Origin of the sequence: Hyphomicrobium sp. 99 (assembly GCF_000384335.2) — a bacterium.
Classification (GTDB): domain Bacteria; phylum Pseudomonadota; class Alphaproteobacteria; order Rhizobiales; family Hyphomicrobiaceae; genus Hyphomicrobium_B.
Genome location: NZ_KQ031382.1, coordinates 571,031 through 592,926 on the forward strand (window position 1 = coordinate 571,031; position 21,896 = coordinate 592,926).

20 protein-coding genes are annotated in these 21,896 nt (G+C 58.5%); 13 read left to right on the forward strand and 7 right to left on the reverse strand.

Going from position 1 to position 21,896, the window contains the following annotated elements; genetic code table 11:
* The first annotated feature begins 14 nt into the window (after window positions 1-14).
* The 3 genes from G359_RS03090 to G359_RS03100 all read left to right on the forward strand — a co-directional run bounded on the left by G359_RS03090 (window position 15) and on the right by G359_RS03100 (window position 2,733).
* Entirely contained in the window at window positions 15-1,019 is a 1,005-nt protein-coding gene (locus tag G359_RS03090) for a sulfate ABC transporter substrate-binding protein (RefSeq protein ID WP_045834941.1), read from the forward strand.
* A gap of 157 nt (window positions 1,020-1,176) precedes the next feature.
* Entirely contained in the window at window positions 1,177-1,440 is a 264-nt protein-coding gene (locus G359_RS03095; RefSeq protein ID WP_045834942.1) for a hypothetical protein, read from the forward strand.
* A 138-nt stretch (window positions 1,441-1,578) separates the two neighbouring features.
* Window positions 1,579-2,733 carry a ceramide glucosyltransferase gene (locus G359_RS03100; RefSeq protein ID WP_045834943.1) on the forward strand — a complete coding sequence of 385 codons (1,155 nt, stop codon included), beginning with the start codon at window positions 1,579-1,581 and terminating at the stop codon, window positions 2,731-2,733.
* A gap of 36 nt (window positions 2,734-2,769) precedes the next feature.
* Here G359_RS03100 and G359_RS03105 read toward each other — a convergent pair whose 3' ends face one another.
* Window positions 2,770-4,605, reverse strand: coding sequence for an alkaline phosphatase family protein (locus tag G359_RS03105; RefSeq protein WP_045834944.1), 1,836 nt, complete (start codon window positions 4,603-4,605; stop codon window positions 2,770-2,772).
* A gap of 181 nt (window positions 4,606-4,786) precedes the next feature.
* Here G359_RS03105 and G359_RS03110 point away from each other — a divergent pair, with 181 nt between their 5' ends.
* From G359_RS03110 to G359_RS03135, 5 genes are all read left to right on the forward strand, one after another.
* Window positions 4,787-5,506, forward strand: a complete 720-nt coding sequence (locus G359_RS03110; protein WP_045834945.1) for a type 1 glutamine amidotransferase — start codon at window positions 4,787-4,789, stop codon at window positions 5,504-5,506.
* A 325-nt stretch (window positions 5,507-5,831) separates the two neighbouring features.
* Entirely contained in the window at window positions 5,832-7,541 is a 1,710-nt protein-coding gene (locus tag G359_RS03120) for an APC family permease (RefSeq protein WP_045834947.1), read from the forward strand.
* A 442-nt stretch (window positions 7,542-7,983) separates the two neighbouring features.
* On the forward strand, window positions 7,984-8,952 hold the full coding sequence (locus G359_RS03125) for an ABC transporter substrate-binding protein (RefSeq protein ID WP_156150646.1): 969 nt from the start codon (window positions 7,984-7,986) through the stop codon (window positions 8,950-8,952).
* Window positions 8,953-9,072: 120 nt separating this feature from the next.
* The gene (locus G359_RS03130) at window positions 9,073-10,161 is read left to right on the forward strand and encodes a quaternary amine ABC transporter ATP-binding protein (protein ID WP_045834948.1); all 1,089 of its coding nucleotides are present in this window, start codon (window positions 9,073-9,075) and stop codon (window positions 10,159-10,161) included.
* Window positions 10,158-12,137, forward strand: a complete 1,980-nt coding sequence (locus tag G359_RS03135; protein ID WP_045834949.1) for an ABC transporter permease — start codon at window positions 10,158-10,160, stop codon at window positions 12,135-12,137. Before G359_RS03130 ends, G359_RS03135 begins: the two co-directional genes overlap by 4 nt.
* Before the next feature lie 27 nt (window positions 12,138-12,164).
* Here G359_RS03135 and G359_RS03140 read toward each other — a convergent pair whose 3' ends face one another.
* Window positions 12,165-13,355: an acetyl-CoA C-acyltransferase gene (locus tag G359_RS03140; RefSeq protein ID WP_045834950.1), complete on the reverse strand. Its 1,191-nt coding sequence runs from the start codon at window positions 13,353-13,355 to the stop codon at window positions 12,165-12,167.
* Between the two features lie 240 nt (window positions 13,356-13,595).
* Between G359_RS03140 and G359_RS03145 the strand changes: the two genes are divergently transcribed.
* The 3 genes from G359_RS03145 (at window position 13,596) to G359_RS03155 (ending at window position 15,475) form a co-directional block, all read left to right on the forward strand.
* Window positions 13,596-14,183, forward strand: coding sequence for a TetR/AcrR family transcriptional regulator (locus tag G359_RS03145; protein WP_045834951.1), 588 nt, complete (start codon window positions 13,596-13,598; stop codon window positions 14,181-14,183).
* 266 nt (window positions 14,184-14,449) lie between these two features.
* Window positions 14,450-14,854 carry a DUF302 domain-containing protein gene (locus G359_RS03150; protein ID WP_045834952.1) on the forward strand — a complete coding sequence of 135 codons (405 nt, stop codon included), beginning with the start codon at window positions 14,450-14,452 and terminating at the stop codon, window positions 14,852-14,854.
* Between the two features lie 93 nt (window positions 14,855-14,947).
* Window positions 14,948-15,475, forward strand: coding sequence for a Dps family protein (locus tag G359_RS03155; protein ID WP_045834953.1), 528 nt, complete (start codon window positions 14,948-14,950; stop codon window positions 15,473-15,475).
* Between the two features lie 96 nt (window positions 15,476-15,571).
* Here G359_RS03155 and G359_RS03160 read toward each other — a convergent pair whose 3' ends face one another.
* From G359_RS03160 to wrbA, 4 genes are all read right to left on the reverse strand, one after another.
* The gene (locus tag G359_RS03160; RefSeq protein ID WP_045834954.1) at window positions 15,572-16,174 is read right to left on the reverse strand and encodes a flavin reductase family protein; all 603 of its coding nucleotides are present in this window, start codon (window positions 16,172-16,174) and stop codon (window positions 15,572-15,574) included.
* Between the two features lies 1 nt (window position 16,175).
* Window positions 16,176-16,823 (reverse strand): alpha/beta hydrolase, encoded by a 648-nt coding sequence (locus G359_RS03165; RefSeq protein WP_045834955.1) that lies wholly within the window; start codon window positions 16,821-16,823, stop codon window positions 16,176-16,178.
* Window positions 16,820-17,755 (reverse strand): ring-cleaving dioxygenase, encoded by a 936-nt coding sequence (locus tag G359_RS03170; RefSeq protein WP_045834956.1) that lies wholly within the window; start codon window positions 17,753-17,755, stop codon window positions 16,820-16,822. Before G359_RS03170 ends, G359_RS03165 begins: the two co-directional genes overlap by 4 nt.
* A gap of 130 nt (window positions 17,756-17,885) precedes the next feature.
* Window positions 17,886-18,485, reverse strand: a complete 600-nt coding sequence (wrbA, locus tag G359_RS03175) for an NAD(P)H:quinone oxidoreductase (protein ID WP_045834957.1) — start codon at window positions 18,483-18,485, stop codon at window positions 17,886-17,888.
* 131 nt (window positions 18,486-18,616) lie between these two features.
* On the opposite strand from wrbA, the gene G359_RS03180 reads away from it, so the two are divergent.
* On the forward strand, window positions 18,617-19,534 hold the full coding sequence (locus tag G359_RS03180) for a LysR family transcriptional regulator (RefSeq protein WP_045834958.1): 918 nt from the start codon (window positions 18,617-18,619) through the stop codon (window positions 19,532-19,534).
* Between the two features lie 9 nt (window positions 19,535-19,543).
* Here G359_RS03180 and cobF read toward each other — a convergent pair whose 3' ends face one another.
* Window positions 19,544-20,308 carry a precorrin-6A synthase (deacetylating) gene (gene cobF / locus G359_RS03185; protein WP_045834959.1) on the reverse strand — a complete coding sequence of 255 codons (765 nt, stop codon included), beginning with the start codon at window positions 20,306-20,308 and terminating at the stop codon, window positions 19,544-19,546.
* A gap of 140 nt (window positions 20,309-20,448) precedes the next feature.
* On the opposite strand from cobF, the gene G359_RS03190 reads away from it, so the two are divergent.
* On the forward strand, window positions 20,449-21,858 hold the full coding sequence (locus tag G359_RS03190) for a DUF6513 domain-containing protein (RefSeq protein ID WP_045834960.1): 1,410 nt from the start codon (window positions 20,449-20,451) through the stop codon (window positions 21,856-21,858).
* Window positions 21,859-21,896 lie beyond the last annotated feature (38 nt).

Consider the following 21,896-nt stretch of genomic DNA (forward strand, 5'->3'; position numbering starts at 1 on the left):
AAGGGGATCAATATATGACGATCGGGCGTGTGGTATCGCGACTTGGTTTGGCGACGGCTCTTCTCGTGGCGGTATCGCCCGGAGCGTTCGCCGAAAACAGCATTCTGAATGCTTCTTACGACGTCTCGCGCGAGCTCTATAAGGAAATCAATCCGGCATTCGTCGCGAACTGGAAGAAGTCGTCAGGCAACGACATTGAAGTGAAGCAAGCACACGGGGGATCGACGAAGCAGGCGCAAGCCGTGTCTGAAGGCCTCGAGGCTGACGTCGTCACTCTCAATCAACCGACGGACCTGGACTTCCTCGTCAGCAAAGGCGTGGTTTCTAGCGATTGGCGGAATAAATTCCCGCACGGCGCCGCGCCTTATACGACAACGACTGTTTTTCTGGTCCGCAAAGGCAACCCAAAGGCCATTGCCGATTGGAGTGATCTCGTAAAGCCCGGCATCTCCGTCGTCATCCCCAACCCGAAGACGTCTGGCAACGGCCGCTATACGTATCTTGCGGCTTGGGGATATGCGCTCGATAAACTGGGTTCCGAAGACAAGGCGCGCGAATTCGTCGGTAAGCTCTTCGCCAACGTTCCGGTGTTCGACGGCGGCGGACGTGGAGCCACGACAAGCTTTACACAGCGCGCCATCGGCGATGTCCTGGTGACGTTCGAAAACGAAGCCGCACTCATCAAGGCCGAGGTCGATGGGCAAAATTTTGATGTCGTCTATCCGTCGCTCAGCGTCGAAGCGGCCCCGCCGGTAGCAATCGTCGATACGGTCGTCGAGAAGCGCAAGACAGCCGATGTCGCGAAGGCTTATCTCGACTTCCTTTATTCGGATGACGCGCAGAAGATCATAGCCAAGCATCATTTCCGCCCGCGCAGCGAAGCTGCACTGAAGGAAGCGAACCTGCCGGCCATCAAAACCTTTTCGGTCGAAGACAAGATCGGGCCATGGGCGACCGTGCAAAAGACGCACTTCGCGGATGGCGGCGTCTACGATCAAATTACGACCAAGCAGAACTGAACCGGTTCGGCACGTCCTGAGCAAGCCGCGACATCGCGCGCGGCTTGCTCCTCTTCGATCACAATCCCTCGTCCTTGGGCCGAATGACTGCTAGAAGCGTCGCGGCCGCTGGCGCTTTTTGGCGTCGCCAAGACGTTTGGAACGGGGAGGATGAGCGATGGGTGATCACTTTTGGCCGGCGATGTATCCGGGCTTGATTGTCGGCGTTCTCTACGGCTTATCGCTGCGCGGAGTATTCAATACCGTCATCGCGGCGCTCGGTGGTCTCATCGGAGCAGCCATCGCCTACGAAGGTTTGCTTGCGGCCAATCTTAATGACGGCCTCCCCTCGGTGATCGGTCTCATCGTCGGAGCATTCCTCGGAGCTTATCTTTTGACGAGTATTGCTCAGCGTTTCTCCAGCACACGTCCGAAAACCTAAGCAGGATTGCGCGCACGCCGCCCCGGGTACAATCTGAGGGTTGATTTCCCCTTGTGTCATGCGGCCGTCGCACAACTGTCGTCGAAATTTCACTGAATCCTGGAATGCAGCAATGGAATTGCTAACCAGGGAGGTGAGATGGCCGATTTCGTAACGGCGGCGGCTCTGGTCTTCTGCGCAGTGGCGACTGCCACACATCTCGTAACGATCACTCTGGCATTATTCCGCGTTGCTTCATCCCGCTCCCGGCAGCGCGGATTGAGTGTCGAGCCCGTCAGCATCATCCGCCCGGTTTGCGGTCGCGACCACTTCGACGAAATGACGCTTCGCTCGACGTTCGAGCTTGGCGCCAGCGGCTATGAAATCATTTTTTGCGCGGCTCGCGAGGACGACCTCGCGGTGCCATTCGTCAGAAACTTGATCGCGCAGTATCCGCATGTCGAAGCGAAACTACTCATTGGCGACGACAGGCCGACAAGCAATCCGAAGCTCAACAACATCGTCAAGGGATGGGCGGCCGCGCGGTTTCCCTGGATCGTCCTGGCCGACAACAATGTCTTGATGCCGAAGACCTATCTCGATGATCTGTTTCGCAGCTTCGAACCCAACGTCGGCCTCGTCTGCTCTCCGCCCGTCGGAAGCCATCCGATAGGGTTTTGGGCCGAACTCGAATGTGCTTTCCTCAATACTTATCAGGCACGCTGGCAAAGCGCCGCCGACACGGTCGGTCTCGGATTTGCGCAAGGCAAATCGATGCTCTGGCGCCGCGATATGCTCGATGACGCTGGCGGCGTCGTAGCTCTGGGCGCAGAGATCGCCGAAGACGCCGCCGCCACGAAGATCGTCCGCTCTCATGGCCTCAGCGTGCGCCTCGTCGACCGCCCATTCGAACAGCCGTTGGGTCCACGATCCGCGGCGCAGGTATGGGCGCGCCAGGTGCGCTGGGCGAGGCTGCGGCGCGTAACGTTCCCGATTTTCTACGCGCCCGAAATTCTTACCGGCTCCACGCTGCCAATTGCAGCCGGCGTTGCCGCGGCTTCGGGCTACGGTCTCGAGCCAGTGCCGGTGTTCTTCGCGCTGCTTGCCGTTTGGTTCGGCTCCGAAGCGCTTTTGGCGCGTGTGGCCGGCTGGCACATGAAATGGCAGTCACCCATCGCGTGGATGCTGCGCGATGCGCTGCTCCCTCTTCTTTGGGTCGAGGGTTGGGCCGGAGATACGTTCGTTTGGCGCGGGAACGACATGAGCGTCGCAAAATCCGACACTAGCAACCCGATCGCCAATTCGAGTGTGTAGAGCGCGGGGGCAGGACCCGACCCCGAGAGAGGGTCCTTACTTCTTCTGAGCCACCGCGGCATCCGGCACGAGCCCGACCGTGCGTCCTTCAAAGCCTGCCGCGTCGAAGTATTTCGTTTCGCCCGCAACTTGGTAATTGAGGATCGTCCGTAATCCCGACGACGACGGTTCGGAGACGAGCGTCTTACGCTCCCACGTTGGCACAGAGCCATCTGTCAAAGCTTCGCCAAGCGTTCTCCCGACAAGCTTGCCATGACTTTCCGGAATCAAGCCAAGGATCGTCGCGATGGTGCGGCCGACATCGGCGTTGCTGGCGGGCGACGCGCTGACGAAGCCCTTCTTGAAATCAGGTCCGAACGCCGCCATGAAATTTGCCGTATCCGCACGGCTGAAGCTTCCATGCATTCCCTGCCCTTGCTGGAGACCCGTATCGGCAACCTCTGCCGTGCAGAGTTCAGGTTGGGCGCATCCCGTTGAGATGCTTTTAAAATTGACGACGATCGACGGCCGCGGCATCAGCGACGAACCCTGCAGGTTGATCGCCGAGAGCGGCAAGGTCCCCGGGAATTTCCCCAGGTGGTCATCGACGAAGAGGCCGCTGACATAATCCTGAGCCAGCAGCGCATCGACTGTCTTCTGCGCCAGTTCTTGATCACCGCTCGGAATATAGATGAGGTCCGATCCGCCGTTCGCCGCGACAACCACCTTCGGTGCATTGGCATCTTCACCGATCAAGCCGTCTGCGACTTTGGGGTGGTTGCCGGGTTCGATTTTCGCGTTCGTATTCTCAGGGTCATACAGCGGCAAGTTCAACGCCGCAGCGAGATCGAGTGCGAGAAATCCCGGCGGTAGCATGACAGGGGGAACATCGGCATAACTCGCCCGGGCGGCGCCGCTCGTCTCGCTCTGCTTTGAAATCGTCGAGAATCCGTGATCTGCGGAGACGACGATATCGGTCGTCTCGGAAATACCGAGTTGATCGAGCGTCCGCCGGATTGCTGCGAGGTTCGAGTCCGCATTGCGGATCGCTGCCATCGACGTCGGTCCGTTAATGCCCGGTTCGAGCTTCAACAGGCTATCGCCCTGGTTATGTTGCGTTCCATCCGGATCGCGCGACCAGAAAACAACGACGAATGGTTTTCCGTCAGCTTTGAACTTCGGCAGAACGACCCGCGTCAGCGCCGCAGTGAAATACCCCTGCTGAACGACATTGGCGTCCTTGGTGCCGGGCTCGTGAAAATTTCCGCTTTCTTTGTTCGTCAACCGGCTCGGAGCCTCCAATGGCAGACCGGCCGCTTTGAGGCCATCGCTCAGCCAAGGGGTGAGCGGAATACCTGCGGGAGTTCCCGTCGCATCGTCCACGATGACACTTTCACCGCCGTCGCGAGACGTATGATCGAACACGAGTGTCGGACCGATCTTGCCGATCGCAGCGGTGTTGAAACCCGCGCGATGAGCAACATGCAGGATCGTTTCCTCGTCGATGAAGTTGCCGGCAAAATGCTCGTCGATGTCACCAAGAACGCCATCGTTTTCAATGAACGCCATGCGCGCCGAAGCAGCCGTGCGGATCGGGAAGCCCGCGTAGAGAACATTTCCGAAAATGCTGGTGTCGCCCAAATAATGACCGGTCGCCATGCCGCTCGAGTTCGGCATCGTGAATGTCGGAAACAGCGAATGGCTGTTGACGAAGTTGACGCCCTTGTCCCGGATATCGGCGAAGGTCGGCGCAGTCTCGGGCGTCACGATGCCGGCCCGCAATCCATCAGGAACAAAAAGCACGACGTTATGCCGGCTGCCATCAGCAACGGCTGGCGCCGCGCTCGCAAATGCGGCGAGAACTGCGCATGAGATGAGCTGCTTTGCTGACATTTAACCCTCACTCGAACTGACGCCCGGAAATTGGTCCGGGAAACGATGAACATTTGAATCTAGCGCTCGGCGATGACTCCCTCATGTCGCTCGTCATCGCGTCTGCGCCACTTTCTTGGTGGTGGAAATTTTTTCTCTACTATGCCACAGGGATTACTCCGCAGCATGCATTGGGGGGCTCGTGCGCTTTCTCGTATTTCAACACATCGCCTGTGAGCATCCGGGCATCTTTCGCAAATTCTTCGCCGCCGACGGCATTTCCTGGGACGCGGTTGAACTCGACGAGGGAGAGACCATCCCGCCGCTCGAAAACTATGATGCGCTTTGGGTCATGGGCGGACCGATGGACGTATGGGATGTCGAAGAACATCCCTGGCTAATCGAGGAGAAGCGCGCGATCCGGCGCTGGGTCCGCGATTTGGGCCGTCCCTTCGTGGGGCTCTGTCTTGGCCACCAGCTCCTCGCAGATGCACTGGGTGGCACATGTGGCCCGCAGCGCCCGCCGGAAATTGGAATCCTCGACATTGCGTTGACGCCGGAAGCCGCAAGCGATCCGGTGTTCGGCGATCTGCCGAACGAGTTTAAAGCGGTCCAATGGCATTCTGTGCGTGTAGCTCAGCCGCCTGAAGGCGCGGTGGTGCTGGCTAAATCCGACATCTGTCCCTGTCAGGCAATGCGCGTCGGTCGAAACGCCTGGAGCATGCAGTATCACGTTGAGGTCGAGGAAAATACGATCGCCGATTGGGGTAATATTCCGGCTTACGCTGAGGCTCTGGAGCGAACGCACGGACCCGGCGCGCTGCCGCGTATGGCCGAGACTGCGAAGCCTCATGCGTCAAATTTTGCTGCAAACGCACAAAAGCTCTATCGCAACTTCATGCGCGAAATTCGCTCTCGTTGAGCGACTGCAGCAATCGTCTTAAGAAAACAATTTGACTGGCAATTTGGCAAATTCGTTGCGTTCAATGATCATTATGATACGCTAAAAAGGCCCTAGTTTTACAGGGTTATTGGTTGCGATTGGTACAGAGGTTCGCATGTCCGTCCTGGACACCGCGCAACGAACCGGAGCCATAGCGGGCAGAAATGCCTGCAGCGTCTGGTGTTGTCCCAGGCGCGCGAAAATTTTCGAAATTCGACTGCTCGCTTAGCGCCACGCGCCGGAGACCCGGTTCGTGGCGCTTCTCGTTTTGCCCACTGATGAAAATCAAGCTCGGGGGATACGCATGACGGCGACTTACGAAAAACAAGCTGGGGACATTTCCGGAAACACACTTCATCGAGCAATCGATTGGCGCGGTGCATTTTGGGTGGCGAGCGGCGTGCCCGCGCTCGTCCTGTTCTCGATCGGCGGCATTGCCGGCACCGCGGGAAAGCTCGCCTTCGTCGTTTGGACACTCTCCATGATCATGGGGTTTGTGCAGTCCTTCACCTACGCGGAAATCGCCGGCCTATTCCCCAATAAATCCGGTGGCGCCTCGGTCTATGGCGCGACCGCCTGGCTTCGCTATTCGAAACTGATCGCACCTCTCTCCGTCTGGTGTAATTGGTTCGCCTGGTCGCCGGTACTGTCGCTCGGATGCGCCATCGCGGCAGGCTATATTTTGAACGCCGTGGCGCCGATCCCGCTCTTTACGGATCAATCGCCCGAAGTCATCGCTTGGCTCGCCGATCCCGCCAATACGGGGAAGGCAGCCGCGGACGCGATCACAGCCGTAACTGCGGTCCACACGCCAGCCATCCAATCCTTTAATGCGCTGAGCGTGGCGATTCCGGGTCTCGGAACGCTGAACTTCAACTCGTCGTTCTTTATCGGCGCCATACTGATGCTGATCGTGTTCGCGATTCAGCATCGAGGCATCCTCGGCACGGCCAATGCGCAGAAATATATCGGCCTTCTCGTCATCATCCCGATGCTGATCGTCGGCATCGTACCGCTCTTCAACGGCAAGTTCCACGCCGAGAACGTGGCAGGACCTTATCTCCCTGGGGCCGACGGTAACGTAGGATGGACACTCTTTCTCGGCGGTATGTTCATCGCAGCTTGGTCGACCTACGCGTTTGAAACCGCAATCTGCTACACCCGGGAATTCCGCAACCCTCGAACCGATACGTTCAAGGCCATCTTCTATTCCGGACTTCTCTGCCTTCTGCTCTACATCCTGGTGCCCTTTACGTTTCAAGGCGTTCTCGGCGTCGAAGGGATGAAAGATCCCGGGATTGTTGCCGGCACAGGTGTAGCCGATGCCATGGCGAATATGGTCGCGAGTGGCAACGCGTTCATCAAGCAAGTCTTCGTCGCGCTCATGATCTTGGCTCTCGTGCTCGCGATCATGACGGCGATGGCGGGATCGTCGCGGACACTGTACCAGGGGTCGGTCGACGGATGGCTGCCGCGCTATCTGAGCTATACGAACGAGCACGGCGCCCCGACGCGCGCCATGTGGACGGACCTTGTCTTCAATCTCTTCTTGCTCGCGATCGCATCGGATTCGGCCGGTTACTTCTTCATCCTCGCCGTATCGAACGTCGGCTACATCATCTTCAACTTCCTGAACCTCAATGCGGGATGGATGCACCGCGTAGATAGCGGCTACATCGATCGCCCATATCGTGCGCCAACGTGGCTGATCGGGCTGAATACGATTCTCGCCTTCGTCAACGCGCTTTTCATGGGGGCAGGGGCGAAGGTCTGGGGCTATTCGAACGCGCTCTTAGTCGGTTTCATCTTCGCAGCGCTCATCATCCCGGTCTTCGCCTTCAGGCACTATGTCCAAGACAAAGGGCAGTTCCCGAAAGGTGCTCTCGATGATCTGGGATTGACAGGTCAGGACCTCGGAGAACGCAAGGCCGGGATACTCCCATACTTGGCGCTGCTTGCAGGTCTCGCCGTGGTGCTTACAGCGAACTGGTATTTCGAGATGCCCCCGGCGTGACCGGGAAACAGTGAGCGTACTGAAATCTCTTCAGAAGGAGCAGGCGGTCGGCTCCTTCTGATTGCTTCCCGAAGTCGCGCCCAGCAGTCTCGACGAGTGAAAGATGGAAGATCGAGTTGGGGTCTTAATAGCGAGTTCGAGCGGGCTCGAAGGCGCACGACGTTTCGAGGGAAATCCTTCGTCTCTGCTGCGCTGCAGAAGACTTAACTTGCGCGCAGCGCGCAGAGCGAAATTGCGCGAAACGGAAGCGCTGATTTTTACCACGAAAGGGAAAGGAGAAGTCGAGGCGTGTGCTGTTTAAATAATCGACGATTGCCTTGAAATTGGCCTTGTACGCATCACGGCAATAGTCGCATAGTTCAAAAATAATCACTCCCAGGAAAAAACGGGTGATGCCGATTTCCTACTTTGATCTCAACAAAGTTGGCTTGGAGGCTAACCAATGTACCGTTCCGTCAAAGGTGTTTTGACCGGTGGAGCTTGCGCAGCATTGCTATCTTTAGCGTGTCTGCCTCAAGCGATGGCGGCTCCTGAATCCAATGATCCGATCAAGATTGCGCTGTTCGATTGGACAAGTGTGAACCTCAACGCCAAAATTCTCGGCGGCATTCTCACCAAGCTCGGATACAACGTCGAATATCCGACCGCTGATTATCTTTCGAGCCTGACGACGGGTCTCACCAACGGCGACATCGATGTCGGTGTCGAGTTTTGGGATACGACGGCTGCCGAGGCGATGAAGGCATCGGACGCTACGGGCCAGACTGAGCGTCTCGGGGCTCTGGGTCCCAAGGCAAAGGAAGAGTGGTGGTATCCGCTCTATATGAAGGAAAAGTGCCCCGGCCTTCCCGATTGGAAAGCGCTGAAAGATCCGAAGTGTGCGGAGGCGTTCTCCACGCCTGATACCGCCCCCAAAGGTCGCTATCTCGGCGGCCCCGTGACGTGGGAAGGGTTCGATGACGAGCGTGTTGAAGCGCTAGGGCTGCCCTTCACCGTTGTTCATGCCGGAACCGACGGCGCCATGTTCGCCGAACTTGATTCAGCCTACCAGCGCAAGGCGCCGATGCTGTTGTGGATCTATTCCCCGCACTGGGCACCTGCGAAATACCAAGGCGAATGGGTGCAATTCCCCGAATACGAACCGGCCTGCTACACGGACCCGAAGTGGGGCGTCAATCCGGATAAGAAATACGATTGCGGCAAGCCGCACGGCGAAATCTGGAAGTACTCCTGGAAGGGCTTCAAGGATAAGTGGCCCGTCGCCTACAAGGTCGCCAAGGCCTACACCATCGACGTCAATGAGTTGAACAAGCTGTCAGGTCAGGTCGATCTCGATGGCAAATCGATTGACGATGTCGCCGCCGAGTGGGTCAACGCCAACGAGGCGAAGTGGAAGGAATGGGCGAAGTAAGAAGAGGACTTTTTCTTTGCCGTACTGATTGAAACGACGGGAACCGGCGGTCATCACGAAGACTGTCCGGTTCTCTTTGTATTTGAGAAAATCCTTCACGACCGCATAGGGCACTCCCGAATGAACAATCAAGCGCCGCTGCGCGATGAAACAAATGCGGCCGCAGATAACCGGCCAGTGAAACTGCGTTGCAAGGACGTTTGGAAAGTCTTTGGTGCGGGGGCGGAAAAGTTTCTGGCAGACCGAAACGGCGTGGCGACTGCGGAAAATCTCAGCGAGGCCAAGCTTGTCGGCGCCGTCCGGCACGCCTCCCTTGAAGTGAGAATCGGCGAGATTTTCATTGTCATGGGCCTCTCGGGGTCGGGCAAGTCTACGCTCGTGCGTTGTCTCTCTCGCCTTATCGAGCCGACGTGGGGAAGCGTCGAGCTGGACGGTATGGATCTGCTCAAAGCGAAGCCCGACGAACTGATCGAAATCCGCCGCCATCGCATGGGCATGGTGTTTCAACATTTTGCGCTGCTACCGCATCTGACTGTGCTCGAAAACATCGCCTTCCCGCTGTCGGTGCAGGGTGTCGATCGCAAATCGCGCGAGGCTCGCGCTCAGAAAGTGATCGAGCTCGTCGGCCTGAGCGGGCGCGAACAGTTCTATCCACGCGAGCTATCCGGCGGCCAGCAACAGCGCGTCGGCATCGCGCGAAGCCTCGCCGTCGAACCGGAAATCTGGTTTCTCGACGAGCCGTTCTCCGCGCTCGATCCGCTCATTCGCCGGGAGATGCAAACTGAGCTCATTCGTTTGCAGAGCGTACTGAAGAAAACGATTGTCTTCATCACCCACGACTTCGATGAGGCAATCCGACTGGCTGACCGCATCGCCATCATGAAGGACGGTGAGATCATCCAGACCGGCACGCCGGAAGACCTCGTTTTGCATCCGGCAACGGATTACGTCGCCGAGTTCACGCGAGATGTTCAGCGCTCCAAGGTCATGTCGGCTGCACGTCTCATGCGGCCGATAACATCGGGCGCCAATTACGGTGGAACGGTTCTGGCGAGCGATAAAATATCGACGTTCTCCGCGCGAATAGTTGGCTGCCGGAAAAACTTCCTTGTTACGGCAGCCGACGGCAGGCCGCTCGGGGAAGTAACGCCTGATGCCGTCATTGATCTGCTGGCCGATCGCGATCTGTCGCGCGAGGGACGCGCATGACGGTCGCGGACACTCATTCTCCCGCGCGCGCGCCCGCAGTTTCCGGTTGGACGCTCGTGTGGGTCGCGGCCGTCGCCGGCGTCGCCGTTCTCTACATGCTGCCCGATATTGCTCCTTGGGCCGTGAAGTATCCCTCGACCGCGATCATCCCCGTCGCCGATTGGATCTCGGCGTTCATGGCCTGGTTGAAAACCAATTTTACATGGTTGACGCGAGGCATAACCGATCTCTTCAACGTGCCGCTTCAGTGGGCCATGAGCCTCCTCGCGAAGGGATGGAAATTCGGATACGGGCCGGACGCGCTCGTGCTGCCGCGATTGTCGTGGATCGGTGTTTGCACCGCCTTCGCCCTCGCCGGTTACGCCTTCGGCGGCGTCAGGCTCGCCGCACTGGCAGCAGGCTGCATGATTTACATCGCGCTATTCGGCCAATGGGATAGCGCCATGCTGACGTTGGCGTTGATCGCGATAAGCGTTCCGCTGTGCGTCATCTTCGGGCTTCTGCTCGGCGTTCTCGCATTCCGCAAGCCTTGGATCGATCGCTCCATCATTCAGCCCATGCTTGATCTGATGCAGACGATGCCGACATTCGCCTATCTCATCCCGATGCTGCTCCTGTTCGGCAACAGTCCGGTTTCGGGAATGCTGGCGACGGCCATTTTCGCGATGCCGCCGATGGTGCGTTCCACGGTGCTCGCGCTGAAGCGCGTGCCCCACGAAATCGACGATTTTGGCGAAATGGTCGGCTGCACGCCGCGGCAGAAGTTGTTGAAGGTCTTGCTGCCCTCGGGCCGTCCGACGCTGATGGTCGGCGTCAATCAAGTGATCATGCTCGCCCTCAACATGGTCATCATTTCTTCGATGATCGGCGCCGGCGGATTGGGCTACGACGTGCTTCTCGCATTGCGCGCGTTGAAGATCGGGCAAGGCATGGAAGCGGGTCTCGCAATCGTCGCGCTTGCCATCGTGCTGGATCGGCTGAGCCAGGCGGCTGCGCGCCAGCGTCCATCCGCTCACATGCCGGATCAGAATTTCCTGCAACGATACCCAATGCTGACGGCCGCGATCGCCGTCCTTGCGGGCACAACTCTGCTGAGCCATTTCATCCCGGCGTTTGCATCAGTTCCGGCAGCAATCAAGATGTCGACCGCGCCGTGGTGGAAAGCTGTCGTCGATTGGGTGAACATCCACTTCTTCGATACGATCGAAGCTTTTCGGACATTCCTGCTGCTCTACATCCTCAATCCGATAAGGGATTTCCTTGTTGGCTTTCCGTGGCTCGGAATGGTCTTTCTCGTTGGCCTTGCCGGTTATCGCCTTTCAGGTCCCCGCCTCGCGGCCATTGTCGTCCTGATGACGGCTTTCTGCGCCGCGACGGGCCTCTGGGAAAAATCGATGGCGACGCTCTACCTTTGCGGTGTCTCGGCGTTTGTCGCGGCGCTACTCGGTATCGCGCTCGGCATAGCGGCATCGCGAAGCAACCGGTTCGCCGCGTTTCTCATGCCGATCTGCGACACGCTGCAGACGCTTCCGTCGTTCTGCTTCATCATTCCCGTCGTCATGCTCTTCCGAGTGGGCGACGTAACCGCGATGATTGCAACAGTCCTCTTCGCGATCGTCCCCGCAATTCGCTACACCAATCACGGCATCCGCCAGATCCCCGAAAGCTTGATCGAAGCCGCAACCGTATCCGGTTGCACGCCGCGTCAGATGTTCTGGAGGGTTCAGTTGCCATTGGCACTGCCGGAGATCATGCTCGGGCTCAACCAGACAGTGCTGCTCGCGCTCAGCATGATCATCATCTGCGCGATGATCGGAACGCGCGATCTTGGTCAGGAAGTCTTCATTGCCTTGGCGAAAGCCGACGCTGGGCGAGGCCTGACCGCCGGCTTTGCGATCGCCTTCATCGGCATCGTCGCCGACCGGCTTCTGAGGGCATCGACGGATCGATTGCAATCGCGGCTCGGCCTCGTCTGAGGAGGCCAAGCCACCTCGGCGTTGCGATTACTGAACCACGCGCTCGATGGCGATGGCGGTCGCCTCGCCACCGCCGATGCACGCCGACGCGATGCCCTTCGTCATGCCGCGATTCTCGAGAGCATGAAGCAGCGTCACGATGAGACGCGCGCCTGTCGCGCCGATCGGATGCCCGAGCGCACACGCGCCACCGTTCACGTTGAGTTTGTCACGCGGGATTGCAAGGTCCTTCTGCGCAGCCATGGCGACCGCAGCGAAGGCCTCGTTGATCTCATAAAGATCGACCTCACCCGCTTCCCATCCGACTTTCGCGAGAACTTTGCGCATCGCAGGGATCGGCGCCGTGGTGAACCACGCAGGTTCCTGACTATGCGTCGCGTGCGCACGGATTTCCGCCAAGATGGGAAGCCCTTCACGCTGTGCCACCGACCGGCGCGTGAGAACCAGGGCGGCCGCGCCGTCGGCGTTCGCTGAAGCGCTTGCAGCTGTAATCGTGCCGTTCGGCCGGAAAGCGGGCTTGAGTTTCGCGACTTTTTCCGGCGAAACCTTCAGCGGGTTCTCATCATCCGCGATGATCTTTTCGCCGTCCTTGGTCGCGATTTTGATCGGCGCAATTTCAGCTTTGAATGCGCCAGAGTGAATCGCCGTTCGGGCTCGCGTTAGAGTTTCAACGGCGAAGGCATCCTGATCGGCCCGCGAGAATTGATAGGCTTCGGCCGTCGCTTCTCCGAAGTCGCCCATGCTTCGCCCCTTCTCATAGGCATCTTCGAGGCCATCGAGCAGCATGTGATCCAACACCTGACCATGGCCCATGCGAAAACCGGAGCGCGCCTTCTGCAGAAGATACGGCGCATTCGACATGGACTCCATGCCGCCGGAGACGACGATATCCGCTGATCCGGCCGCCAGAAGATCGTGAGCTAGAAAGGTCGCTTTCATTCCAGACCCGCAAACTTTGTTGATCGTCGTCGCGCCGGTTGCGTCCGGAAGCCCGGCGGCTCTCGCGGCCTGCCGCGCCGGAGCCTGCCCCTGCCCGGCAGTCAGCACGTTGCCGAACAGAACTTCATCGACTTTATCAGGAGAGAGTTTCGCGCGTTCGACCGCGGAGCGAATAGCGTGCGCCCCGAGTTCGGACGCCTGAAGCGGCGCCAGATCCCCCAGGAAGCGGCCAAGCGGCGTCCTGACTGCGGATACGATGACGATCGGGTCTTGCGACATGACTTGGTCCCTCGAATGGCCGTTTCTGAAGGGTGGCCTAATATATGATGATCATAATTAAAACGGCGCATCTCGCCAACACCGAAAGTTGACGCACCGGATCGCCGGGAACTTTCCGGCGGCAATAGCATCGCCCTCGACACCACAAACGCTTATGCTAAGAGCGCTTAGGCGCGTCTGGAGAAGCAATGGAACTGCCCAGGCGTCGCGGACGTAAGTGCAGGGGCGAGGAGACAGAACATGCCGCGGGTATCGCGCAAGCAGGCCGATCAACATCGCAAAGACGTTGTCGATGCCGCCTCCCGGCTTTTCCTTGAGCGCGGCATCGACGGCGTCAGTGTCCCCGATGTGATGGCCGAGGCCGGCCTCACCCACGGAGGCTTCTACGGCCATTTCAGCTCGAAAGACGCGCTGGTAGCGGAAGCCTGCGTCAAAGCCTTCGAAGATCGGCGCGCCACGTATGAAGGCTACATCGAGCGGAATGGGACCGATCGGAAAGCCGCCCGGACTGAATTCATCAAGCGCTACACGTCAAAAAATCATCGCGATGGTATTGGCGCCGGCTGTCCCGCAGCCGCGATGTGCGGTGATCTCGCGCGCGACAATCCTAGAGGATCCGTTCGCGCCGCGTTCGCAACGGCAATGGGCACGCTTGTCGAACGGCTCAGCCCCTTGTTGTCGGGAAAAAAGAAAGCCGCGACACGTGAAGAAACGCTGGCGCAACTCTCCATGTTGGTCGGCGGGCTGATGCTGGCGCGATCGACCAAGGGCCACCCCATCTCCGAGGAGATTTTGCAATCCGTCCGATCCGCTCTCATCGATGAATAGTCGTTGCCTTTGAGCATCCGACGTTGCCGAGTGCGTTGCACTCAACGTCCAAGGAGCAACCCTGCGTTTACTTTCACCGATGTCGTTGCTTTCCTTCAGCACTGAGCGCGTGCAGCTTGATGGCGGATATCCAAGTCCTCCCCAGCGGGGAAAAACTTTATACTAATTTTCCCGAACGGCCGATGAACTTGTGTTTAATGGACACCGAAGTTTCTCGGAGCTAACTGTCTCGCTTGGCAAATGGTCAACCGCAACGGTGATGAACCTTGGTCGAAGGCCTGATCACGCTTCGCAGCCACCACCCGGCGAAGGAAACAGCCGATAGGTTAGCCGCCCTGGTCGCCAATCATAATGCGACCCTCGTGGCTCGGATCGATCATGCTGCCGCGGCGGCGAAAGTCGGATTAGATCTGCGACCGACTGAAGTTCTGATCTTCGGCAATCCTAATGTCGGCACCCTTCTTATGCAGCAAGCACAGGTGATAGGCCTCGATCTCCCGACCAAGGTTCTTGTCTGGCAAGACGACAATGGCGTCACGTGGTTATCATACCAGGATATAGGATGGCTGGTGAGCCGATATGGAATAGCGTCAGCCGTCCGGCCGACTGTGGATAAATTGTCCTCCCTGTTAAGACTTTTGACTGAGGAGGCGGCGGGCCAAGGCAATTAAAGGAAATAATCGGCGATCCGACGATCGGAAATGAACATTTCGCGAAGTTACGAATTACTCCCCCAGGCAACACAGAGTAAGGAACGGACAGTCATGAAAGCGGAATCCGCTAAGGCCCGGCGCAAGCTTCCACTCGATACGCCATCGCACTTTTCCGATAACGCCATCAAAGATATTTCCGGCGCGCTGAATGCGCTGCTCGCGGACTTCTTCGCGCTCTATATCAAGACCAAAAACTTTCACTGGCATATGTCCGGTCCGCACTTCCGCGATTATCACCTTTTGCTGGACGAGCAGGGCGAACAGATTTTTGCTGCGACCGACGACATAGCGGAGCGCGTCCGCAAAATCGGCGGAACGACCATCCGGTCCATCGGCCAGATAAACAGCGAGAAACGCATTCTCGATAACAATGCGGACTTCGTCACTCCGAACGACATGCTGTCGGAACTACGGGACGACAATCTCCAGCTTGTCGATGAGATGCGCCAAGTCCACGATCTGTGCGACGAGCACGGCGATGTCGCCACCACCAGTCTTCTGGAGAACTGGATCGACGAAAGTGAACGCCGCGTGTGGTTCCTCTTCGAGGCGACGCGGAATATGCCCAGCCAAGCGTGAGGCGGTTGCGAACGAAATACAGTCTCAAAGGCAATTGTGAATTACACTGTGTGGCGTCGGGCTTGTCTCGGCGCCACGCTTGTTTCGGCTTGCCCGTCAGGGCCTCGCGATCTCGAACATGCCATTTATTCCCATGTACCAGCCGCGGCCGTGCATGCGTCCAATAAGATCCATCGCAAGCGTATCGACATAGAATTTCTCGGGATCCAGAATAAACGCATCATCGACGTGAGCCTGCACGACTTCGCCGAGTGCGATCAGCTGATTGGAAATCTCGATTGGCGTATGCAATCGGCATTCAAACGCCACAGGACTTATTGAAATCCGCGCCGGTTGAACCTTGAGCGAAGGACGCGTCTTAAGCTTCGCGAGTTCCAGTTCGTCAACATCGGGGGGCACGTCACCGGATGTCAGGTTCATCGATTGCGAGGCGGAACGCGGCACCAAATTGACGACAAATTCGCGCGTATCGAGAATGTTACGCGCAGTATCCTTCATGCCGCCGCCGGCTTCTGGGGTGATGCCGAGGGCGAGTATCGGTGGATCTTTGCAGAGCGCGTTGAAAAAGCTGAACGGCGCCGCATTGCGGACGCCGTTCTTGGAAATCGTCGTCACCCAAGCAATGGGCCGCGGTACGATCGTGCTGGTCAAAATCTTGTAGCGATCGTCCGCCGCCATTTTCTCGAAGTCGAATTCCATTTCATGACCTGCTTACCGGCAATGCAATGCCGCTGAGGATCTTCTTCACGTGCTCGACCTCGTCTTGCACGATGGTGTGGCCCATTCCGCGATAGATCTTTTCTGTCACATCGCCGCCGAGCTTGGTCAGCACTTCCGTGGACTCATGGACCCGCGCCAGCGGGATGTGAGTATCGACATCGCTGCAGCCAAGAAACACCGGCGTGCCCGCAAGCGAGCCCGGATAGTTTCTCGCCGTCCCTTCGGGCCCGATGAGCCCTCCGCTCAATGCAATCACGCCACCGAAACGGCGAGCGCTACGAGCGGCGAACTCCAAAGCAAGACACGCGCCTTGAGAAAATCCCAGAAGCACGATCCGTTCCGAGGCCATACCTTCCCTCTGCAGGTCATCGACGAGGCCGGCGAGTGTTCCAAGCGCGACGCTGAGGTCCGGTTCATTCCGAGAAATAGGGCTCATGAACGAATAGGGATACCAACTCCCCGATTGAGCCTGCGGTGCGATGTAGGCGAGGTCAGGTGCTTCGAACGCATCCGCGAGTTCGAGGATGCCGCGAGCGCTCGCACCGCGCCCGTGCACCATGATCATCGCCGCACGGGCGGCACCGATGGGTGCGCCCGTGCGAATGACTTCCGTCGTAAGTGTCGTCATGCTGCTTGTCCCAATGGTTGCAACACGGCTTCGATTTCCTTGCGCCGGCCTTCGAGGAACTCCGGCAACTTCAGCGACTGGCCGAGAGAAGCCAGAGGCTCGTCGACGGCGAATCCTGGCTGGTCGGTCGCGATCTCGAAAAGCACGCCGCCCGGCTCGCGGAAATAGATGGAACGGAAGTAATCGCGGTTCATCTGTTCCGTAGTCCGAATGTGATGGTTCTCGACGAGCTTCTTTCGCATCTCCGCCTGCACATCATCGCTCGCGGCGCGGAATGCCACGTGATGCACCGAGCCCCGGCCCAGATGTCCGGCAAGGAAACCTTTGGCTTCCCGGATCTCGACGATGCCGCCAGCAACCGCACCGTTCGCGACGAACTGTTTGATCGGTCCTTCGCTACCGGCTTCGGTAAATCCGAAGACGTCCGTCAAGATCGCACCGGTCGGCGCCGCATCCTCGAGCAGAAGACTGACGCCATGGAAGCCGCGCAGCGCGTGCTCTGCCGGAACGTTGCCGCCCTGCCAAGCCGCCTCCGCTTCCGCGCCCGGAACACCGACAAGAGCCAGGCTCATGCCGTCCGGATCACGAAACGCCAGAACCGAACGCCCGAAGCGCTTCTCGATCGCCTCATGCTTCACGCCCTTCTCAACGAAGCGGTGCGCCCAGTAACCGATCGCGCTTTCCGGAACCCGAAACATCGTCTGCTGCGTAAAGCCAACGCCGTCCCGTCCGCGCGGAGCACCATCCCACGGAAAGAAAGTCAGGATCGTGCCCGGGTTACCGGCCTCATCGCCGAAATAGAAATGGTAGGTACCCGGATCGTCGAAGTTCACGGTCTTCTTGACCAGCCTGAGGCCGAGAACATTGGTGTAGAAATCAAGATTGCGGGATGCATTGCCCGCAATCGCAGTGACGTGATGAATGCCAGACATGACTTCTCCTTTCTCGTTTGCACGAGATTCCGCTCTGTTGCTTCTCAATGTGGTCAGTCGATCCGGCGCTTCAATTGGTGCCGGCGGAACAAGACCGTCGCCGTTTTGGCGACGATCCGTGGGCGTGCTGTCAGCCTTTCAGACGCGCCGCGATCTGTGCAACGTGACGGCCCTGAAAACGCGCGCCCGCCAATTCGTTCTCGGACGGCTGCCGCGAACCGTCGCCGTCGGCAATCGTCGACGCGCCATAGGGCGAGCCGCCGGTGATTTCCTTGACGCCCATCTGACCTTGGAACGAGTAGGGAAGGCCGACGATCACCATGCCCTGGTGAAGCAGGACGGTATGCGTCGACAAAATCGTGCTTTCCTGCCCGCCATGCTGAGTAGCGCTCGACGAAAATACGCTCCCGACCTTGCCGATCAATTTTCCGGACAGCCAAAGGCCGCCCGTCTGATCGAGGAAGTTCTTCATTTGCGCCGGCATGTTTCCAAACCGCGTCGGGACGCCGATGATGATGGCGTCATAGTCCGCGAGCTCATTCACCGTCGCGATCGGAGCCGCCTGATCGAGCTTGAAGTGCATGGTCTTTGCGACTTCCTCAGGCACCAGTTCCGGCACGCGCTTGATCGTCGCCTCGGCTCCGGCTTCACGAACGCCCTCCGCGACGGCGTGGGACATCTTCTCGATGTGGCCGTAGCTTGAATAGTAAAGAACCAGAACCTTGGTCATGAGTGCCTCCGAGCCCTGTGAATGCTGCCGTCCACGACCCCTCAGAGCCGCCAACGAGTAAAATATCGCTCGTTGACGTAAGTTCCTCAATACGGCAAGATTTTACTAGTCTGGTTCCAATTTGGATACAAATGGACAAGCTCGCTGCCATGAACGCGCTGGTGAAGGTGATCGCGAGCGGCAGCTACGCGGAAGCAGCCCGCCGGCTCGGCCTTACACGCTCGGCCGTCAGCAAGGCCGTCATGGAGCTGGAGCAGTCCCTTGGCGCACGCCTCCTGGATCGCACGACGCGACGCGTCACGCCGACCGAAGCGGGCCTCGCCTATTATGAGCGGTGCATGGCAATACTCGCTCAGGTCGAGGAAACGGAAGCGCAGGTCTCCCGGCTTCATGACGAGCCGAAAGGGACGTTGAAAGTCAACGCACCGATGTCGTTTGGCACGCTCTATCTGGGCAACGCCATCGCAGACCTCATGATCCTCTACAGCGATCTGAAAGTCGAACTGACATTGACCGACAGATTGGTCGATCCGCTGGAAGAAGGCGCCGACGTGACCGTGAGGATCGGCATGCCGACTGACTCGAGTCTGATCGCGCGACGTATTACGCCCGCGCGTATCGTCCTCGTCGCGTCGCCGGACTACATCGCGACGCACGGCGAACCTGAAACGCCAGGAGATTTGGTCGGCCATCGCTGCCTGAGCTACGGCCATACAACTTCATTGCAGCGCTGGCATCTGACAGTCAACGGCGAGCCCGTTTCTGTCTCGGTTGCTTCGTGCATGTCTTCGAACAACGGCGACGCTTTGCGCGATGCGGCCGTGAAAGGCATCGGGATCGCCATTCTTCCGACGTTCATCGTCGGCAACGATATCGCGGCTGGCAGATTGAAAGTCGTCCTGCCGCACAATTGTCCGCCCGATTTGACGATCCACGCCCTTTACGCGCCCAATCGATATCTCGCCGCGAAAACCCGCGTTTTTATCGATTTTCTGGTCGATCGTTTCGGAAAAAATCCGCCTTGGGATGCCTGGGACAGAAAGGGCTAAGCTGAGCCGCTACCGCCGCGGTTTTCGCCGCAAGAGATAGGTGTCCATGATCCAGCCTTTCCGCTTTCGCTCTTCTGCACGCGCCTCTTCTATCGCCGCGACGCATTCATCGAGCTTTCCGGAAATCAGGATTTGATCGGGCGTGCCGAGATAAGCACCCCAGAAAATCTCGGCGTCCTCATCGATCCAGGCTCTCAGTCCCGATCCGTTATCCAGCATGACCACAGCCGTATCGATGCTGTCAGGCAAGCCTTCCAGAAGCCGTCGGCCTGTCGTGATATGAACGGGTTCGCCAATCGGATTGAGCGCGATTTTGTGTTCGGCCGCGAGCGCCTGCACGCTCGTGATCCCTGGAATGATCCTGTATTCGAACGCGAGCGTGCCTTCAGCGATGATGTGCTCGATGACCCGCACGGTACTATCGTAGAGGGAAGGATCACCCCAAACGAGGAACGCGCCCACCTCGCCGTCCGCAAGCTGATTGGCAATGAGGTCGGAGAAAATCTTCGCCTTGTCCCGGTGCCATGCATGGACGCCCGATTTGTAGTCTGGCGCACTCGCGTCCCGGATCGGGCCCGGAACCTCGACAATTCTGTACGACTTGTCCTCTATGAACCGCTCGCAAATGGTTCGCCTGAGATTGATGAGGTCTTCCTTCTCCTCCCCCTTATCGAGAAAGAAGAACACATCGGTCTCGTTCAGCGCCTTGACGGCCTGTATCGTGACGTAGTCCGGATTACCGGCGCCGATACCTATAAGAAGGACCGTCTTCATCGGAACTCATCTCCAGTTTTGATCGACGACGAAAACCGTAAATCCAGTGATTTGTCGATGGGGCATCCAGGGGAGATTGCGCCGCGCCCCGTTCGGTGCCAATTCACGCAAGAAGCGTTCGTAAAAGGAAATGCACGCCGATGGCCAAGCGCATCGTATTGGTAACCGGATCGCTGGCCGAGCCCCGGGTAAAGCGTATCGCCGAAGAGCTCAATGACGCCGAATTGGAGCCGATCGTCGCCAACGTCGGCGTCAAGGTGGCAGCATTGATGACGACGGAGATCGTCGAGCGGCGGTTGAAGCTACCCGAAAACGCTGACCGCGTGATTCTTCCCGGCCGTTTTCGTGGCGACATCGACCGTCTTTCCGATCACTTCGGCACGCGCTTCGAACGGGGCCCCGAGGAGATCGCCGATCTGCCGGCCTACCTTGGACAGAAGGCGAGAAAAGTCGATCTTTCCGAATACGACGTCACGATCTTCGGCGAGATAGTCGATGCGACGCTGATGACGCCCGAGCAGATCGTCGAACGCTCGCGCAAAATGCGCGCCGACGGTGCAGACGTCATCGATCTCGGCTGTCTGCCGGATAGTCCTTTTCCCCATCTCGAAGCGGCGATTGCGGCTCTGCACGCCGATGGCGCCAAGGTGAGCGTGGATTCGTTTAATCCCGAGGAGCTGTCCAGAGCGACGCGCGCAGGCGCCGACTATCTCTTCAGCCTCAACGAAAAGACCATATCCATCGTCGACGAAGGCCCCGCAACGCCGATCCTCATCTCCGCGGGCGCAGCGGACATGGACTCGCTCGATCGCGTGATCGACATCATGATCACCAAGGACAGACCCTTCTACGCCGATCCCATTCTTGATCCGATCCATTACGGGTTCACCGCCTCCGTCGCACGTTATTACGACCTGCGCAAACGCCGCCCCGATATTCCAATCCTTATGGGGATCGGCAACGTCACCGAGCTGACGGACGCCGATACGACCGGCATCAACGCGCTGCTGATGGGCATGTGCTCGGAGCTTCACATCACTGGCGTTCTCGCCGTGCAGGTGAGTCCGCATTGCCGGACGGCGATCAAGGAGTTCGACCGGGCTCGACGCGAATACTTTGCGGCCCGAAAGGCGGAAGCGCTGCCGCAAGGTTTTGGCGAAGGGCTGATGGCTTTGCGAGACCGGAAAGGCTTTGCGTCAACGCCCGAAGAAATAAAGGCGCTTGCGGCCGAGATTCGCGATCAGAATTATCGCATCGAAGTCGCGGAAGATGGCATCCACATCTACAACCGGAACGGTCACCACGTCTCCGACGATCCGTTTCAGCTTTTCCCCCACCTCGATACGCGCGCCGACATCGGCCACGCTTTCTATCTTGGTGTCGAGACTGCACGCGCCGAAATCGCTTATAGATTGGGAAAACGCTACGCACAGGACGAGCCGCTGCAATTCGGTGTCGTCGCCGAGACGAAGGGGGCCGCCGACGACGCCCACTTGCTGAAGTTCAAGGACGCCGGATCGACTTTGCAGAAATCGTCAAAGTCCGAATGAGATCCTTCACCGGCGCTATGCGTAGCGCCGGTGAGAAA

What these genes read in the sequence shown, in the direction of transcription:
- G359_RS03130 (WP_045834948.1), top strand. Translation starts at nt 9,073, where the DNA reads ATGAACAATCAAGCGCCGCTGCGCGATGAAACAAATGCGGCCGCAGAT.
- G359_RS03100 (WP_045834943.1), top strand. Translation starts at nt 1,579, where the DNA reads ATGGCCGATTTCGTAACGGCGGCGGCTCTGGTCTTCTGCGCAGTGGCG.
- G359_RS03140 (WP_045834950.1), bottom strand. Translation starts at nt 13,355, where the DNA reads ATGTCGCAAGACCCGATCGTCATCGTATCCGCAGTCAGGACGCCGCTT.
- G359_RS03145 (WP_045834951.1), top strand. Translation starts at nt 13,596, where the DNA reads ATGCCGCGGGTATCGCGCAAGCAGGCCGATCAACATCGCAAAGACGTT.
- G359_RS03165 (WP_045834955.1), bottom strand. Translation starts at nt 16,823, where the DNA reads ATGACGACACTTACGACGGAAGTCATTCGCACGGGCGCACCCATCGGT.
- G359_RS03170 (WP_045834956.1), bottom strand. Translation starts at nt 17,755, where the DNA reads ATGTCTGGCATTCATCACGTCACTGCGATTGCGGGCAATGCATCCCGC.
- G359_RS03190 (WP_045834960.1), top strand. Translation starts at nt 20,449, where the DNA reads ATGGCCAAGCGCATCGTATTGGTAACCGGATCGCTGGCCGAGCCCCGG.
- G359_RS03160 (WP_045834954.1), bottom strand. Translation starts at nt 16,174, where the DNA reads ATGGAATTCGACTTCGAGAAAATGGCGGCGGACGATCGCTACAAGATT.
- G359_RS03125 (WP_156150646.1), top strand. Translation starts at nt 7,984, where the DNA reads ATGTACCGTTCCGTCAAAGGTGTTTTGACCGGTGGAGCTTGCGCAGCA.
- cobF (WP_045834959.1), bottom strand. Translation starts at nt 20,308, where the DNA reads ATGAAGACGGTCCTTCTTATAGGTATCGGCGCCGGTAATCCGGACTAC.
- G359_RS03105 (WP_045834944.1), bottom strand. Translation starts at nt 4,605, where the DNA reads ATGTCAGCAAAGCAGCTCATCTCATGCGCAGTTCTCGCCGCATTTGCG.
- G359_RS03090 (WP_045834941.1), top strand. Translation starts at nt 15, where the DNA reads ATGACGATCGGGCGTGTGGTATCGCGACTTGGTTTGGCGACGGCTCTT.
- G359_RS03120 (WP_045834947.1), top strand. Translation starts at nt 5,832, where the DNA reads ATGACGGCGACTTACGAAAAACAAGCTGGGGACATTTCCGGAAACACA.
- wrbA (WP_045834957.1), bottom strand. Translation starts at nt 18,485, where the DNA reads ATGACCAAGGTTCTGGTTCTTTACTATTCAAGCTACGGCCACATCGAG.
- G359_RS03180 (WP_045834958.1), top strand. Translation starts at nt 18,617, where the DNA reads ATGGACAAGCTCGCTGCCATGAACGCGCTGGTGAAGGTGATCGCGAGC.
- G359_RS03155 (WP_045834953.1), top strand. Translation starts at nt 14,948, where the DNA reads ATGAAAGCGGAATCCGCTAAGGCCCGGCGCAAGCTTCCACTCGATACG.
- G359_RS03135 (WP_045834949.1), top strand. Translation starts at nt 10,158, where the DNA reads ATGACGGTCGCGGACACTCATTCTCCCGCGCGCGCGCCCGCAGTTTCC.
- G359_RS03095 (WP_045834942.1), top strand. Translation starts at nt 1,177, where the DNA reads ATGGGTGATCACTTTTGGCCGGCGATGTATCCGGGCTTGATTGTCGGC.